This window comes from Streptomyces sp. NRRL S-31 (genome assembly GCF_000718775.1).
Taxonomy (GTDB): Bacteria; Actinomycetota; Actinomycetes; order Streptomycetales; family Streptomycetaceae; genus Streptomyces.
The window spans coordinates 24,640-38,420 of sequence record NZ_JOCB01000038.1 but is presented as its reverse complement, the minus strand read 5'-3'; the positions used below and the strand labels follow the sequence as shown (position 1 = coordinate 38,420).

General features: G+C 71.4%; 17 protein-coding genes. 10 read left to right on the top strand and 7 right to left on the bottom strand.

The genetic code is table 11. The features are described from left to right. Positions 1 to 531 precede the first annotated feature (531 nt). The 3 genes from IF37_RS0117045 (at position 532) to IF37_RS0117035 (ending at position 2,793) form a co-directional block, all read left to right on the top strand. The gene (locus tag IF37_RS0117045; protein WP_030742952.1) at positions 532 to 1,677 is read left to right on the top strand and encodes a radical SAM protein; all 1,146 of its coding nucleotides are present in this window, start codon (positions 532 to 534) and stop codon (positions 1,675 to 1,677) included. Positions 1,678 to 1,680: 3 nt separating this feature from the next. Continuing rightward, entirely contained in the window at positions 1,681 to 1,908 is a 228-nt protein-coding gene (locus tag IF37_RS0117040) for a hypothetical protein (RefSeq protein ID WP_052845223.1), read from the top strand. A 78-nt stretch (positions 1,909 to 1,986) separates the two neighbouring features. Then, complete coding sequence (locus tag IF37_RS0117035) at positions 1,987 to 2,793, top strand: hypothetical protein (RefSeq protein ID WP_030742947.1); 807 nt, start codon at positions 1,987 to 1,989, stop codon at positions 2,791 to 2,793. 484 nt (positions 2,794 to 3,277) lie between these two features. On the opposite strand, the gene IF37_RS0117030 is transcribed toward IF37_RS0117035, so the two are convergent. Further along, positions 3,278 to 4,570: a geranylgeranyl reductase family protein gene (locus tag IF37_RS0117030; protein ID WP_030742945.1), complete on the bottom strand. Its 1,293-nt coding sequence runs from the start codon at positions 4,568 to 4,570 to the stop codon at positions 3,278 to 3,280. 97 nt (positions 4,571 to 4,667) lie between these two features. On the opposite strand from IF37_RS0117030, the gene IF37_RS0117025 reads away from it, so the two are divergent. Together IF37_RS0117025 and IF37_RS0117020 are read left to right on the top strand one after the other, a co-directional pair. After that, complete coding sequence (locus tag IF37_RS0117025) at positions 4,668 to 5,186, top strand: GNAT family N-acetyltransferase (RefSeq protein WP_030742942.1); 519 nt, start codon at positions 4,668 to 4,670, stop codon at positions 5,184 to 5,186. 109 nt (positions 5,187 to 5,295) lie between these two features. Beyond that, positions 5,296 to 5,613, top strand: a complete 318-nt coding sequence (locus IF37_RS0117020; protein ID WP_037856665.1) for a PASTA domain-containing protein — start codon at positions 5,296 to 5,298, stop codon at positions 5,611 to 5,613. A gap of 34 nt (positions 5,614 to 5,647) precedes the next feature. On the opposite strand, the gene IF37_RS0117015 is transcribed toward IF37_RS0117020, so the two are convergent. From IF37_RS0117015 to IF37_RS0116995, 5 genes are all read right to left on the bottom strand, one after another. Further along, positions 5,648 to 6,343, bottom strand: coding sequence for a demethylmenaquinone methyltransferase (locus IF37_RS0117015; RefSeq protein WP_030742937.1), 696 nt, complete (start codon positions 6,341 to 6,343; stop codon positions 5,648 to 5,650). A gap of 73 nt (positions 6,344 to 6,416) precedes the next feature. Beyond that, positions 6,417 to 7,022, bottom strand: coding sequence for a hypothetical protein (locus IF37_RS0117010; protein WP_030742933.1), 606 nt, complete (start codon positions 7,020 to 7,022; stop codon positions 6,417 to 6,419). A 7-nt stretch (positions 7,023 to 7,029) separates the two neighbouring features. Continuing rightward, entirely contained in the window at positions 7,030 to 8,229 is a 1,200-nt protein-coding gene (gene mqnC / locus IF37_RS0117005) for a cyclic dehypoxanthinyl futalosine synthase (protein ID WP_030742930.1), read from the bottom strand. 80 nt (positions 8,230 to 8,309) lie between these two features. Continuing rightward, complete coding sequence (locus IF37_RS0117000; RefSeq protein WP_030742928.1) at positions 8,310 to 9,182, bottom strand: prepilin peptidase; 873 nt, start codon at positions 9,180 to 9,182, stop codon at positions 8,310 to 8,312. Positions 9,183 to 9,384: 202 nt separating this feature from the next. After that, on the bottom strand, positions 9,385 to 10,233 hold the full coding sequence (locus tag IF37_RS0116995; protein WP_030742925.1) for a menaquinone biosynthetic enzyme MqnA/MqnD family protein: 849 nt from the start codon (positions 10,231 to 10,233) through the stop codon (positions 9,385 to 9,387). Positions 10,234 to 10,522: 289 nt separating this feature from the next. On the opposite strand from IF37_RS0116995, the gene IF37_RS0116990 reads away from it, so the two are divergent. Further along, a complete protein-coding gene (locus IF37_RS0116990; protein ID WP_004984723.1) occupies positions 10,523 to 10,726 on the top strand; it encodes a cold-shock protein in 204 nt (67 codons plus the stop codon). 89 nt (positions 10,727 to 10,815) lie between these two features. Here the strand turns inward: IF37_RS0116990 and IF37_RS0116985 are convergent, their stop codons facing one another. Beyond that, positions 10,816 to 11,382, bottom strand: coding sequence for a helix-turn-helix domain-containing protein (locus tag IF37_RS0116985; RefSeq protein WP_030742922.1), 567 nt, complete (start codon positions 11,380 to 11,382; stop codon positions 10,816 to 10,818). A gap of 67 nt (positions 11,383 to 11,449) precedes the next feature. On the opposite strand from IF37_RS0116985, the gene IF37_RS0116980 reads away from it, so the two are divergent. The 4 genes from IF37_RS0116980 (at position 11,450) to IF37_RS39470 (ending at position 13,751) form a co-directional block, all read left to right on the top strand. Beyond that, complete coding sequence (locus IF37_RS0116980; RefSeq protein ID WP_030742919.1) at positions 11,450 to 12,151, top strand: AzlC family ABC transporter permease; 702 nt, start codon at positions 11,450 to 11,452, stop codon at positions 12,149 to 12,151. Then, positions 12,148 to 12,462, top strand: a complete 315-nt coding sequence (locus IF37_RS0116975) for an AzlD domain-containing protein (protein WP_030742915.1) — start codon at positions 12,148 to 12,150, stop codon at positions 12,460 to 12,462. The genes IF37_RS0116980 and IF37_RS0116975 overlap by 4 nt, the downstream gene beginning before the upstream one ends. Positions 12,463 to 12,618: 156 nt before the next feature. Then, positions 12,619 to 12,900, top strand: coding sequence for a hypothetical protein (locus IF37_RS0116970; protein WP_158727350.1), 282 nt, complete (start codon positions 12,619 to 12,621; stop codon positions 12,898 to 12,900). 11 nt (positions 12,901 to 12,911) lie between these two features. Then, positions 12,912 to 13,751, top strand: a complete 840-nt coding sequence (locus IF37_RS39470) for a hypothetical protein (protein WP_052845222.1) — start codon at positions 12,912 to 12,914, stop codon at positions 13,749 to 13,751. The last annotated feature ends 30 nt before the right edge of the window (positions 13,752 to 13,781 follow it).

The following is a 13,781-nucleotide window of genomic DNA, read 5'->3' as shown; positions in this document are numbered from 1 at the left end:
GAGTGGTAGCTGAGTGACACCTTCCGCCACCCCTGCTGACGGTACCGCTCTGCACGCTGCCGCGGTTGCCTGTACGACGAACCAAGCACCAAGCGGCGGGAGTTCAGCAATGGCGCACGACGTCGACGTCGATACCGCGCGTGACGCCGACCAGGCTCGGCCGAGGGCGCGGGAGGAACGGGGCTCATCCCCATTGGCCTGCGCTACAGCGCCGCATCGCGCAGCGACAGGAGGTGCCTCGTGCCCGAGATGACACGCTGGTTCCCCTGCGATGCCCGCGCCGTTCCGCAGGCCCGTACGTTCGCGCGGGCCACGCTCAAGGCGTGGTTTATCACGGCCTCGGACCAGGTCGACGACGTTCTGCTCGGTGTCTCCGAACCCGCCACCAACGCCTCGACCAACTCGTGCTGTGCACCACGCTCGCGAAGGACCAGGCCTCCCTTTCGACGTCTTCGGCACCCGCCGCATCATCGCCCACCCCTGCGGGCGGGGGTCGACACCGCCGCGCTTCCGCTTCCAGATGGAGGACTCATGCCCGAACTGATCGCCAGCCCGTTCCTCGACGAGTACCTCGTCTTACGTCCCGGCGACGACAACAGCGTGCAGATTCCGTTCGCTCGGTACCTGGAATTGAGCAAGGTCGCGAGCACGGGCGCCGAGGCGCCGCACTGGCTCATCGACGGCGCACGCCAGGCATGGGGGCTCGAACTCCCCGCACGACGCTCCCTGCGCGACAGCGTCCTTGTGCGCGCCCCCTCCCCGTATGGCATGGCCCGCGCGTCTTACGAGATCAACAAGGGCTGCGACTACGACTGCCCGCACTGCTACCTCGGATTGAAGCGGTTCGAGGGGATGCCTTGGGCGGACAAGGTCCGGCTGCTCGACATCATGCATGACGCTGGCGTGCTGTGGCTTCAGATCACGGGCGGCGAGCCACTGATCGACCGCGATTTCCCCGAGGCGTACTCGTACGCCTATGACCTCGGCATCATGCTGACGATCTCCACCAACGGATCACAGCTCCACAAGCCGAAGATCCTGGAGACCCTCACCGAACGCCCGCCCCATCACCTGTCCCTCAGCGTCTATGGCGCGGCGGAGGAAACCTACGACGGATTCACCCGCAACCGAGGAGCGTTCGGCCGCTTCATCCGTGGACTCGACGCCGCCCGCGAGGCTGGTCTGCGCTTGCAGTTGAACATCGTCATCACCAAGGACAACGCAGACGAGTTCGCCGCCATGGAACAGCTCGCCGAGCGGTACGGCCAGGTGTTCGTGTTCACCAACATGTCGCCCACCATCCAGGGCGACGCGACCCCGATCCCCGAACAGGCCGCCAAGTACCTCCGTAAACGGAAGCCGTTCACCGGCTGCAACGCCGGACACACGTTCTTTCACGCCGACCCGTTCGGCCACGCGTCCATATGCAAGATCGGCCGCGACCCACACATCCCGCTGATGCAGGAAGGCATCGAGGGACTCAAACGCCTCGGCGGCATCGCCGACGGCCTACAGCTTCGCACCGGGGGCTGCGCCGGCTGCACGTTCGGCCAGAAAGACGCCGACGGCAATCCGGGCGGCTGCACCACCTGCCGCCCCATGGCCAAGCTCTACCAGGAGGCGAAGGCACCACGAAATATGTACTGCCAGCATCCCGACCCCGAACCAGTGAGGTGAACCATGGCAACCGTCATCGAGCCCCGCACCACGGAACAGGCCCCGCCCGCCGCCCCGGGCCCCGTCCTCGTCGCGATCTCCCCCCGGCCGACCGCCACCCCCGCACCGCTCCCGGTCGCGATCACGTCCCGGCCGATCGCTGACGACGAGTTCCGGATCACCAAGGAGATCGGCACGTTCTCCGAGAGCCTCGGCTGCTCGTGCCAGGCCGACGACGACCAGCCTTACTAAAAACCGCACTCACCATGGGGCCGCCCCCGCCCGCGTAGGGTCGGGGGCGGCTCGCCCGTCCACCCCCAGGAACCCGACATGCCAGTAGACCGCATCCACTGGGATGACCTACCGCTCGCCGCACGCGCCGCCGTCGAGCAGCACACCGGCCCGGTAGTGCGCGCCCAGACCGCCGACGCGGGCGCCAATTCCGGCATCGCCGCCACTGTTCAGACCGCTGACGCGACCTTGTTCGTCAAGGGCGTGCCCACCGATCACCCCCAGGCTCGGACACAGCAGCGCGAGGCCACGATCAACCCCTACCTACCGCCGTCGTGTCCCCGGCTGCTGTGGCACGTCCAAGCCGCCGGCTGGGACCTGATCGGTTACGAGCGCATCGCCGGTCGCCACGCCGACTACACCCCTGGTTCGTCCGACCTGCCGCTCGTCGCCCGTGCGCTGGTGGAGCTACAGAACACCCCGTGCCCTGACATCGAGCTCAAGCGCGCCGAGGACAGATGGAGCGGATACGCAGGCCCTGCCGGCGTCGAGCGACTCGTCGGCGACACCTTGCTTCACACGGACCTCGCGCCGCACAACATGCTCATCACGACGCGTGCGCACCTCATCGACTGGGCATGGCCGACCCGCGGAGCGGCATGGATCGACCCTGCTGTCCTCATCCTGCGCCTGATGGAAGCCGGACACTCCGCGCCTTCGGCGGACGCGTGGGCGCGCGATCGCTTCCCCTCGTGGGCAACGGCGCCCGACGCGTCGGTGCGGGTGTTCTCCGAGGCGAACGCCCACGCGTGGAACGAGATCGCCAGCACCGATCCCCAGACGTGGAAAAAGAACATGTCCCGCCTGGCCCACGATTGGCTGGACTACTGGCAGTCAGGCAAGTAGAGCCGCGCTGGTCGCTGCCCTCCCCCGACCGGTTGACAACGAACGATCCCCGTTGCGGCACAGGATGCACGTACCCCTTGTCGCGCAGGTGCGCCACGGCCGCGCGGGCGGTGTCCCCAGCGACGCCGAAGCGCTGCACGAGCGCGGATTCCGATGGGGTGCGACGACCCGACCGGGATCTCGCCCCGTTCGATGCCCTGCTCGGCCCCACGCGGCCCGGACGCCACAGCGTCGCATACCTCTTCCCCACCCCGCCGCGCCCCGCCTCGCGACCGTCACACAACGAGCGGCCCCTACCGCCGCACGTCGTCGAGCGGCTACGTCCGCTCGACGACGAGCAGGTCGCCCTCGTTCGCCCGAGCGTGACCGTCTAAGCCTGTCTCGACTGCGCTCCCCAGGCCGCCCCGGGGCCGCTCCGGGGCCGCCGGGACGAGCTGACCCTTCGATAGCGGACCCTGAAACGCCGAATCCGCCCGGCGGTTGCTCACGCCTTCGGGGCCACCTTGCTCAGGCCGTTGATGATGCGGTCCATCGCGTCGCCGCCCGTGGGGTCGGTGAGGTTCGCGAGGAGCTTGAGGGTGAACTTCATCAGCATCGGGTGGGTCAGACCGCGCTGGGCGGCGATCTGCATGACCTTCGGGTTGCCGATGAGCTTCACGAAGGCGCGGCCGAGCGTGTAGTAGCCGCCGTAGGTGTCCTTGAGGACGCGCGGGTAGCGCTGGAGGGCGATCTCGCGCTGGGCGGGCGTGGCGCGCGCGTGGGCCTGCACGATGACGTCGGCGGCGAGCTGGCCGGACTCCATGGCGTAGGCGATGCCCTCGCCGTTGAACGGGTTCACCAGGCCGCCGGCGTCGCCGACGAGCAGCAGCCCGCGCGTGTAGTGCGGCTGGCGGTTGAAGGCCATCGGGAGCGCGGCGCCGCGGATCGGGCCGGTCATGTTCTCCGGTGTGTAGCCCCAGTCCTCGGGCATGGAGGCGCACCACGCCTTGAGGATCTCGCGCCAGTCCAGCTCCTTGAAGGCCGCGGAGGTGTTCAGCACCCCGAGGCCGACGTTCGACGTACCGTCCCCCATGCCGAAGATCCAGCCGTAGCCGGGCAGCAGGCGGTCCTGGGGGCCGCGGCGGTCCCACAGTTCGAGCCAGGACTCCAGGTAGTCGTCGTCGTGGCGGGGGCTCTCGAAGTAGGTGCGGACCGCGACGCCCATGGGGCGGTCCTCGCGCCGGTGCAGGCCCATGGCGAGGGACAGCCGGGTGGAGTTGCCGTCGGCGGCGACGACGAGCGGCGCGTGGAAGGTGACTTCGCGCTTCTCCTCGCCGAGCTTGGCGGTGACGCCGGTGATGCGGCCGGTGCGGTCGTCGACGACGGGGCCGGAGACGTTGCAGCGCTCGAACAGGCGGGCGCCGGCCTTCTGGGCGTTGCGGGCGAGCTGCTCGTCGAAGTCGTCGCGCTTGCGCACCAGTCCGTAGTTCGGGTACGCGGCCAGGTCCGGCCAGTCGAGCTGGAGGCGGACGCCGCCGCCGATGATCCGCAGGCCCTTGTTGCGCAGCCAGCCGGCCTCTTCGGAGATGTCGATCCCCATGGCGACGAGCTGCTTGACCGCGCGCGGGGTGAGGCCGTCGCCGCACACCTTCTCGCGCGGGAATTCGGTCTTCTCCAGGAGCAGGACGTCGAGACCGGCCTTGGCGAGGTGGTACGCGGTCGTGGAGCCGGCCGGCCCCGCGCCCACGACGATCACGTCGGCGGTGTTCTCGGAGAGGGGCTCGCTGGCGACGGTCACGACGGGATCTCCCCAAGGTCGAAATCTGTGTGCCGACCGGCACTGGACATGGGCAGTCTATTCAGCAGAATTGATCACCCGGCTGAAGGGCTGCCCTGTGAAGAGACCTCTCCCCGCGGTACGGCTGCGCGTTCCCACGCACGAGGACGCGGTCGCCTGGCACCGGATCTTCGCCGACCCGGAGGTCATGGAGTTCCACGGCGGCCGGCCGGCGGCGCTGTCGGACTACGAGGAACTCACCGCGCGCCAGCGGCGGCACGACGCCGAGCGCGGCTTCTGCCTGTGGACCCTGCTGGACGGGTCCGGGGAGGTCGTCGGCTTCACCGGGGCGCAGCCGTGGCGGCCGGACTGGGGGCCGGTGGGCGAGATCGAGATCGGCTGGCGGCTCGGGCGGGCGCACTGGGGCCGGGGGTACGCCACCGCGGCGGCGCGGGAGGCCGTGGCGCGGGTGCGGGCGGCCGGGGTGCCCGGAGTGGTGGCGATGGTCCGGGAGGGCAACGCGCGGTCGATGGCGGTGGCCAGGCGGCTCGGCATGGAGCGGGCGGAGAGCTACCCGCACCCCACGCTGGGCGGGTCCGCGCTCTGCTTCCGGCTCAACGTCGGTGACTCTGTGTAGCCATCTGTCACGGAAAGACACCGACGCCTTCCGGGTGGGCCGCGCCGGAGTTACCCTTCCTGTACCGCTGGGGGTGACATCTGTGCGTATAACACCCAAAACACCCGAAGTGCGTGTCCCGCGTCTGGTCGGTCTGATGGCCGTGGACGCGCGCGCGACGGCCCAGGCGTGGGGTCTGCTGCTCCGGGCGCCGGACCGGCCGGACTTCCACCTCGCCGTCGTCGACTACGTCGTACGCCAGTACCCACAGCCCGGTACCGAGGTGCCGCGGGAGTCGGTGGTGTCCGTGTGGTTCGACTTCGGCGACGGCGAGGGCGGCGGGGGCGTGCGCGAGCCGCGCGTCCCCGGGCCGCCGCGCGGAGGAGTGCGGCGGGAGCTGGAGCAGCCCGAGGACCCGCGCCCGGTGGGCGGTCTCAGCACTCCGTGAGCCGCGCTCCCGGCTCTCCGTGGAACCGCGCCCCTCAGCTCTCCTTGAAGCCCCGGTGCAGCGCGACCACGCCGCCGGTGAGGTTCCGCCACGCCACCTTCGACCAGCCCGCCCCGCGCAGCCGTTCGGCCAGTCCGGGCTGGTCGGGCCAGGCCCGGATGGACTCGGCGAGGTAGACGTACGCGTCCGGGTTGGAGGACACCGCGCGCGCGACCGGCGGCAGCGCCCGCATCAGGTACTCGGTGTAGACGGTGCGGAACGGCGTCCAGGTCGGGTGGGAGAACTCGCAGATCACCACGCGCCCGCCGGGGCGGGTGACCCGGTACATCTCCCGCAGGGCCGCGTCCGTGTCCTGCACGTTGCGCAGCCCGAAGGAGATGGTCACCGCGTCGAAGGTGTCGTCCTTGAAGGGCAGCCGGGTCGCGTCGCCCGCCGTGAACGGCATCCAGGTGTGCCGCTTCTTGCCGACCTGGAGCATGCCGAGGGAGAAGTCGCAGGGGACGACGTACGCGCCCGTCCGCGCGAAGGGCAGCGAGGAGGTGGCCGTGCCGGCGGCGAGGTCCAGGACCTTCTGCGCGGGGCGCGCGTCGACCGCCCGCGCCACCTCCTTGCGCCAGCGCCGGTCCTGGCCGAGTGACAGCACGTCGTTCGTCAGGTCGTACCGTTCCGCCACGTCGTCGAACATCGAGGCGACTTCGTGCGGCTGCTTGTTCAGGGAGGCGCGGGTCACCCGCCCATTCTTGCAGCCCGGTCTCCCGGCGGGGCCCCCGGCTCCCCGCGCCGCCCAGACCCCTGAGGCCCGCTCAGCGGCGCCGGAAGACCAGCCGTCCGGCCACCACCGTCGCCACGCACGTCGCCGTCCCGCGCTCCAGCAGTTCGGCCTCGTCGGTCACGTCGAAGACCGCGAAGCGGGCCGCGGAGCCCGGTTCACGCGGCGGCGGCTGTTCGGGGGGCGGGCCGGCGGCCAGGGGGTCGAGGGAGGGGGTGCCGCCGGGCCGGCCCAGGCGGCCCACGATGCCCAGCCCGGTGCGGCGCACGGCGTCGCGCACCGCGCGGTTGCGCAGGGGCTCGCAGGCCGCCGCGACCGTGCCGTGGGCGAGCATGCGCTGCACCCCGCGCCGGGCGCTCGCGCCCCAGCGGGCGTCGTCGAGGGCGAGCGCGGTGAGCGCGTCGCCGGTCAGCGGCTCGGTGCCGAGGGCGTCGGCCTCCCGGGGGTCCGGGTGGTAGGTCTCCTCCAGCAGTTCGGTGCCGTGGAGGTTGACGAACCCGGGCGTGAGGATGCCGGGCCAGGCGCGCACGCGGGCGTGCGGGTGCGCGGCGGCCAGTTCCTCCAGGGGGCCGACGGCCTCGGTCCACTCGCCCTTGACGAGGAGTGCGTGGCCCCGGGAGTCCGCGTGGATCGTCAGCACGGCGGCCCTAGTTCGACGCGAGCAGCTTCAGTTCGGGGTGGGCGGTGCCGCCGTCGATGGCGGTGGAGGAGATGTGCGAGACCACGCGGTCGTCGACGGGGTCCTGGGCCGGGTCCTCGTGGACGACGAGGTGCTCGTACGTCGTGGAGCGCTGCGCCGGGACCCGGTCCGCCCGGCGGATCAGGTCGATGATCTCCAGCCGGTTGGAGCGGTGCTTGGCGCCGGCCGAGGAGACCACGTTCTCCTCCAGCATGATCGAGCCCAGGTCGTCCGCGCCGTAGTGCAGGGAGAGCTGGCCGACCTCCTTGCCGGTGGTGAGCCAGGAGCCCTGGATGTGCCGGACGTTGTCGAGGAAGAGGCGGGCGATGGCGATCATCCGGAGGTACTCGAAGATCGTGGCCTGCGTACGGCCCTTCAGGTGGTTGTTCTCGGGCTGGTAGGTGTACGGGATGAAGGCGCGGAAGCCGCCCGTGCGGTCCTGTACGTCCCGGATCATCCGCAGGTGCTCGATGCGCTCGGCGTTGGTCTCGCCGGTGCCCATGAGCATGGTGGAGGTGGACTCCACGCCCAGCCGGTGCGCGGTCTCCATGATCTCCAGCCAGCGCTCGCCGCTCTCCTTCAGGGGCGCGATGGCCTTGCGGGGGCGCTCGGGCAGGAGTTCGGCGCCGGCGCCGGCGAAGGAGTCCAGACCCGCCTCGTGGATGCGGGTGATGGCCTCCTCGACCGAGACCCCGCTGATCCGGGCCATGTGCTCGACCTCGGAGGCACCCAGCGAGTGGATGACCAGCTGCGGGAAGGCGTCCTTGATGGCCTTGAAGTGCTTCTCGTAGTACTCGACGCCGTAGTCCGGGTGGTGGCCGCCCTGGAACATGATCTGGGTGCCGCCCAGTTCGACGGTCTCCGCGCAGCGGCGCAGGATGTCGTCGAGGTCGCGGGTCCAGCCCTTGTCCTTGTCCTTGGGGGCCGCGTAGAAGGCGCAGAACTTGCACGCCGTGACGCACACGTTCGTGTAGTTGATGTTCCGCTCGATGATGTACGTGGCGATGTGCTCGATGCCCGCGTACTTGCGCCGGCGTACGGCGTCGGCGGCGGCGCCCAGGGCGTGCAGGGGCGCGTCGCGGTAGAGGTCGAGCGCCTCTTCGGGAGTGATGCGTCCGCCCGCCGCGGCTCGGTCGAGCACGGACTGGAGGTCGGCCTTCTCGGTCACCGGGCGTCCCTTTCGTCAAGTTCGTCAAGCACTGGGGGCAGACCGAACCAGCCTACGCCAGCCGTTTCGGGCGAAAGACCTCAGGCCGCGTAGGCGCCGGCCAGCAGCCCGGCGAGGGTCCCGGCGAGGAGGAACGGGCCGAAGGGCACGGCCGTCTTGCGGTCCGCCCGCCGGGCGAGGACGAGGGCGCCGCCGTAGAGCGCGCCGAGCAGGAACGCGGCGAAGGTGCCGAGCAGCACGGTGGGCCAGCCGTACCAGCCGAGTACGGCGCCCGCGCCGACGGCCAGTTTCACGTCCCCGAAGCCCATGCCGCCCGGGTTGACGAGGTACAGCACCCAGTAGCCGGCGCCGAGCGCGAGGGCGGCGCCGAGGGCGGTCGGCCAGTGGCCGGCGTGTTCGGGGAGCAGGGCGGCGAGGCCGAGCAGGGCGAGGGCGCCCGCGGCGAGCGGGAGGGTCAGCGGGTCGGGCAGCCGCCGCACCCGGATGTCCACGGCGGCGAGCAGGACGCCGACGGGCGCGAGCGGCAGCCAGACCGCGAGTTCGGGCCGGGTGCCGGTGGCGGCGGCGAGGAGGGCGCAGACGAGGGCGGTCGCGGCGGCGAGCAGGACGGCGGAGGGACGGTACGGCGCCGGGGGGACGCCCGGGAGGGACTCCCCGAGGTCCCGCGCGCCACGCAAGTCCGGTGAGCCCGGCGCGTCCTGTGCGCCCGGCGCGTCCTGTGCGTCCTGGGGGCCCCGTGCGCCATGTGCGCCCCGGCCCGCCCCCGCGCCCGTGCCCGCGCACGCCGCGCACCCCGCCCAGCCCAGCCACCCGCGGACCGGGTGGCCGTCGGGGCACCGGTCGCGCCAGGGCTCGCCGGACGGGACGGCGAAGCGGTAGGCGGCGCGCGGCAGCAGGGCGCCCGCCAGCGCGCCCCACACCGCCGCGACGAGCACCACCAGCCCCGTGGTCACCCCGCCCACGCTCCCCACCCCCGTCGCCCCGTCACCCCGTTGCCCCGTCGCCCCGTCACCGTCTCCTCGACGGCCGCGACCCGCCGTCCCCGGTGTGCCTACCCGTTCCGGACGGCGGACACCGTACGGCGGGCACCGCGCGGGCCGTGCCCTCCGCCGACCGCCGCCGACCCCGCCGACCGTCGCAGACCGCCGGGAGCGGTCAGGGCCGCAGCAGTTCCACCCGGACGTCGGCCGGGAAGCCCGTCGTCGGGCCGACCCGGCGGGCGAACTCGGCGACGGCCTCCAGCTGCGGGGCGCCGAAGCTGAAGTCGAGGGTGGTGAAGTACCGGGCCAGGGTGTCCTCGTCGAACGCCTCCCAGCGGGCGGCCTGTTCGGCGACCTTGGTGACCTCTTCGAGGGAGAGGTCGCGGGAGGCGAGGAACGCCTCGTGGACCTGGCGGGTGATGACCGGCTCGCGCTCGGCGTAGTCCCGGCGGGCCGCCCAGACCGCGAAGACGAACGGCAGGCCGGTCCACTCCTTCCAGAGCGCGCCGAGGTCGTGCACCTCCAGGCCGTAGCGCGGGCCGTCGAGGAGGTTGGCGCGCAGGGCGGCGTCACCGATCAGGACGGCCGCCTCCGCCTCCTGCATCATCAGGCTGAGGTCGGGCGGGCAGGTGTAGTAGTCCGGCCGGACGCCGTACCGCTCGGCGAGCAGCAGCTGGGCGAGGCGGACCGAGGTGCGGGAGGTGGAGCCGAGGGCGACCCGGGCACCGTCGAGCCGGTCGAGGGGCACCTGGGAGACGATCACACAGGACATCACCGGGCCGTCGCAGCCGACGGCGATGTCCGGGAAGGCGACGAGGTCGTCGGCGTTGCGGAGGAATTCGACCAGGGTGACGGGGCCGATGTCGAGGTCACCGCGCACGAGCTGCTCGCTGAGCTTCTCCGGGGTGTCCTTGGTCAGCTCGAAGTCCAGAAGCGTGCCGGTTCTCGCGAGGCCCCAGTACAGGGGCAGGCAGTTCAGGAACTGGATGTGGCCGACGCGCGGCCGGGTGCGAGAATTGTCCACATCGCGAGACTAGCCCCCTCGCGGTACGGTCCCAGGACCGGCCCCGCCCCCGAACGGGCTAACGGATGTTCAAACATCCGGGTGAAGTGATCTTGACCCCTATTGCTTTCGGCTGCCCGCGTGCTAGGCTCGCCGCAAGTTGCAGTTTGGTTTCCCTTGCAGTACAGAGCCTGCGGAGCATGTGACCGCGGGCTCTCGTCGTTTTCAGACATATGCAGTTGTGCAGCACCGTTTCACACTTGCAGGTTCTGGAGCAGGGCAACCCTTTGTGAGCCCAAGGAGGGCTTATATGGCTACCGGAACCGTTAAGTGGTTCAACGCCGAAAAGGGCTTTGGCTTCATCGCCCAGGAAGGCGGCGGCCCCGACGTCTTCGTTCACTACTCCGCGATCAACGCCACCGGCTTCCGCTCCCTCGAGGAGAACCAGCAGGTGTCCTTCGACGTGACCCAGGGCCCGAAGGGTCCGCAGGCGGAGAACGTCACCCCCGTCTGATCACTGCCTGATCGCAGAACCTGAGAGCAGTACCCAAGGAGCCCCGCGCCGCACGGCGACGGGGCTCCTGCCTTTCCCCGCCCCCGCCGTCAGACGTGCTGCATGACCAGCACGAGCCTGGTCCCGGCGGCCAGCGCCTCGTACGAGTGAGGCACGTCACCCCGGTACGACATGTAGTCCCCCGGCCCCAGCTCGGCGGTCCCCCCGTGCGGCCCCGCCCGCACCGCGCCCTCGCTCACCACGACGTGCTCCACGGTGCCCGGGATGTGGGGCGCGGAGTCCCGCACGGTGCCGGGCTCCAGCCAGACGACGTACAGATCGCGGCGGACCCCAGGCGGGCAGGCGGAAAGCAGCGACGCCAGATAGTCGGCCCGCTCGGAGTGGACCGCGGGCCCCCGGCCCGCCCGGATCACCTGGACCGCCGGCGCGGGCGGCTCGACGAGCGCGCTGAAGGGCACGCCGAGCGCCACCGCGAGCGCCCAGATCGTCTCCATGCTCGGGTTGCCGCCCGCCGCCTCCAGCTGGGACAGCGTGGACTTGGCGACACCGGCGCGCTTGGCCAGCTCGGACAGGGACAGGCCGGCACGGCCGCGCTCCCGCTTCAGGGACGCGGCGATCCACTCCATGGGCAGCCGGGCGGGGGCGGGCTCGGACATGTCGTTCGCTCCATCGGTACGTTTGTTCGTCTTGACGAACAAGTGGTCGCTGTTCATTCTAGAGAACATGCGTTCGGCACAGCGAACAACCAGCGCGGCCGGGGACCGTTCCCTGCTCCGCGACAGCTCGCTCGTCTGGCTGGCCGGCGGCATCGTCGGCGTCTCCTTCGGCGCCGTGTCCGTCGCGGGCGGACTCCCGGTGTGGGTACCGGTGCTGATGTCCCTGGTGGTGTACGCCGGATCGGCCCAGTTCAGCGCGGTCGGCGTACTCCTCGCCGGGGGCGGTCCGGCCGCGGCCGTGGCCACCGGGCTGCTGCTCAACACACGGACGGCGGCCTTCAGCCTGGCCGTGGCCGAGATCATCGGCTCCGGCCGCGCCGCCCGCTTCCTGGGCGCGCACCTGGTCACCGACGAGACGGTCGCCTTCGCCCTCGCCCAGCCCGAGCCGGCCCTGCGGCGGCGCGCGTTCTGGATATCCGGGCTCGGCCTGTTCGCCGTGTGGAACACCGGCGTGCTGGCCGGCGCCCTCGCGGGCAGCGCGCTCGGCGACACCACCCGCTACGGCCTGGACGCCGCCTTCCCGGCCGTCCTGGTCGCCCTGGTCCTGCCCGCCCTGCGCGCGGACGCGGCGGTACGGCGGTGCGCCCTGCTCGGCGCCGCGCTCGCCCTGGCGGTCACGCCCGCCGTGCCGGCCGGGGTCCCGGTGCTGCTCGCCCTCGCCGGGCTCCTCCTCCACCGCCGTCCGGCCGCTCCGGGGGCCGCCGCGTGAACGCGACCGTCGCCGTGATCCTCGCCCTGGCCGTGGGGACGTACGCCTTCCGGCTGGTCGGCCCGGTCCTGCACGGCCGGGTCACGGTCCCGCCCCGGGTCCAGGAGCTGGCCTCGGCGGGCGCGGTGGTCCTGCTGGTCGCCCTGCTGGCCACGGGTGCCCTGACCGAGTCCGGCGGCTTCGCGGGCTGGGCCCGCCCCGCCGGGGTCCTGGTCGGCGCGGCCCTGGCCTGGCGCCGGGCCCCGTTCGCCGTGGTGGTCCTGGCCGCGGCGGCCACAACGGGACTGCTGCGGCTGGCCGGGGTGGGCTAGGGCCGCCCGTCCGGGAGCCGTCCGGGGGCGGGCGGATGATTCTTCTTAATACAGCTACAGATAAGCCCTACCGATACCTGAACAAGGTGTTTGTCCGGCTAATCCTTCACCCGTTCGCCGCGCATCCATCATCGAATGGCGCAAGTTATCCGCAGCATGACGAAGCAATCGCGGGGGCGGGCAGTCGAATCTCTCTCCGAACGACCGTATTCGACTGCACGGCGACCGATGCGGCTCGGTTCCCACACATACCTGCCCGCTCAGAACAGCGCCGGTCGCGGCAAGGGGGTCCTGGCGAAGGGCGGCCTCCTCGTCACCCTCGAGGTGACCGAGGAGATCCTCCAGGAATTCATGGATGCGATGAACTGCCTGGAGCGACACGCATCGAAACGCTGGGCCGGCTCGGACACGCGGCTCTGCGGCGCACCGGCGGAATGAGCGGACCGGTCATGCATCCCGATTACCTGGGATATTACCCAGATCCCCCCATCGAGTACCCCGGCGTCCGGCAGGACGGCGAGGAGCGCCACCGGGCGCCCGCCGACGCCTTCCGCTACCCGCCCCTCATCCCGCCGGACTCGGCCTGGGACCCCGCGGAAGAGCTGGCCTTCATGCTGCGCGACGCCGTCGAGCAGCAGCCGAGGGTCCCGGCCGCGCACGACGAGGAGCCGCCCGCGGCGCCGGACGGCGACAGTCATCGCGACGCCCTGGTGGAAATCACCGCGGAGCTTCCCCCGATGCAGGCGGCTCACCGGGGACATCGCAAAGTCCGAACCCGGCGGCATACGAACATGATTCGTGTCGCCAGCTATTCGTCCGCGGCAATAGTGACCGTCATCGCCTCCGCCGTCAGCATCTTCGGCGGACTGATCGCCTATGACCCGCTGCGATTCATCGCGGCATCACGCGCGCACACCGGCGCGGTCTCCTGGTGGCCCCTTCTGGTGTTCGGTCCCTGGCTGGTGGCGTCGCTCTCCATTCTGCGGGCATCGTTGCACCAGCGCCGGGCCTTCCATTCCTGGTCGGTACTGCTGATCTTCTCGGCCATCGCCATGACGCTGTGCGTCGCGCAGGCGCCGAGAAATATGATCGACACCGCCGCCGCGGCCCTGCCGAGTTTCGCCTCCCTGGCCTGTTTCCAGCAGGTGGTGCGCCAGATCACCCTCACCAGGCCGCCCCGGAGGTCGCTGCCCCGGCACCGGATGCAGGCCGCGGAGCCCCCCGTCGGCGGGGCGAGGCACGGTGTGCCGTCGGCCGGTGGCCCGCCGGACCGGGCGAGGGCGGTTTGAGACCGGCGGAGTCCGCCGTCCCTTCGTGCC

Bases quoted from the DNA above. Each gene is read 5' to 3' on its own strand.
- IF37_RS0116970 (WP_158727350.1), top strand. From the start codon at position 12,619: ATGACGAAGCAATCGCGGGGGCGGGCAGTCGAATCTCTCTCCGAACGA.
- IF37_RS0117035 (WP_030742947.1), top strand. From the start codon at position 1,987: ATGCCAGTAGACCGCATCCACTGGGATGACCTACCGCTCGCCGCACGC.
- IF37_RS39470 (WP_052845222.1), top strand. From the start codon at position 12,912: ATGCATCCCGATTACCTGGGATATTACCCAGATCCCCCCATCGAGTAC.
- IF37_RS0117040 (WP_052845223.1), top strand. From the start codon at position 1,681: ATGGCAACCGTCATCGAGCCCCGCACCACGGAACAGGCCCCGCCCGCC.
- IF37_RS0117045 (WP_030742952.1), top strand. From the start codon at position 532: ATGCCCGAACTGATCGCCAGCCCGTTCCTCGACGAGTACCTCGTCTTA.
- IF37_RS0116980 (WP_030742919.1), top strand. From the start codon at position 11,450: ATGCGTTCGGCACAGCGAACAACCAGCGCGGCCGGGGACCGTTCCCTG.
- IF37_RS0116990 (WP_004984723.1), top strand. From the start codon at position 10,523: ATGGCTACCGGAACCGTTAAGTGGTTCAACGCCGAAAAGGGCTTTGGC.
- IF37_RS0116985 (WP_030742922.1), bottom strand. From the start codon at position 11,382: ATGTCCGAGCCCGCCCCCGCCCGGCTGCCCATGGAGTGGATCGCCGCG.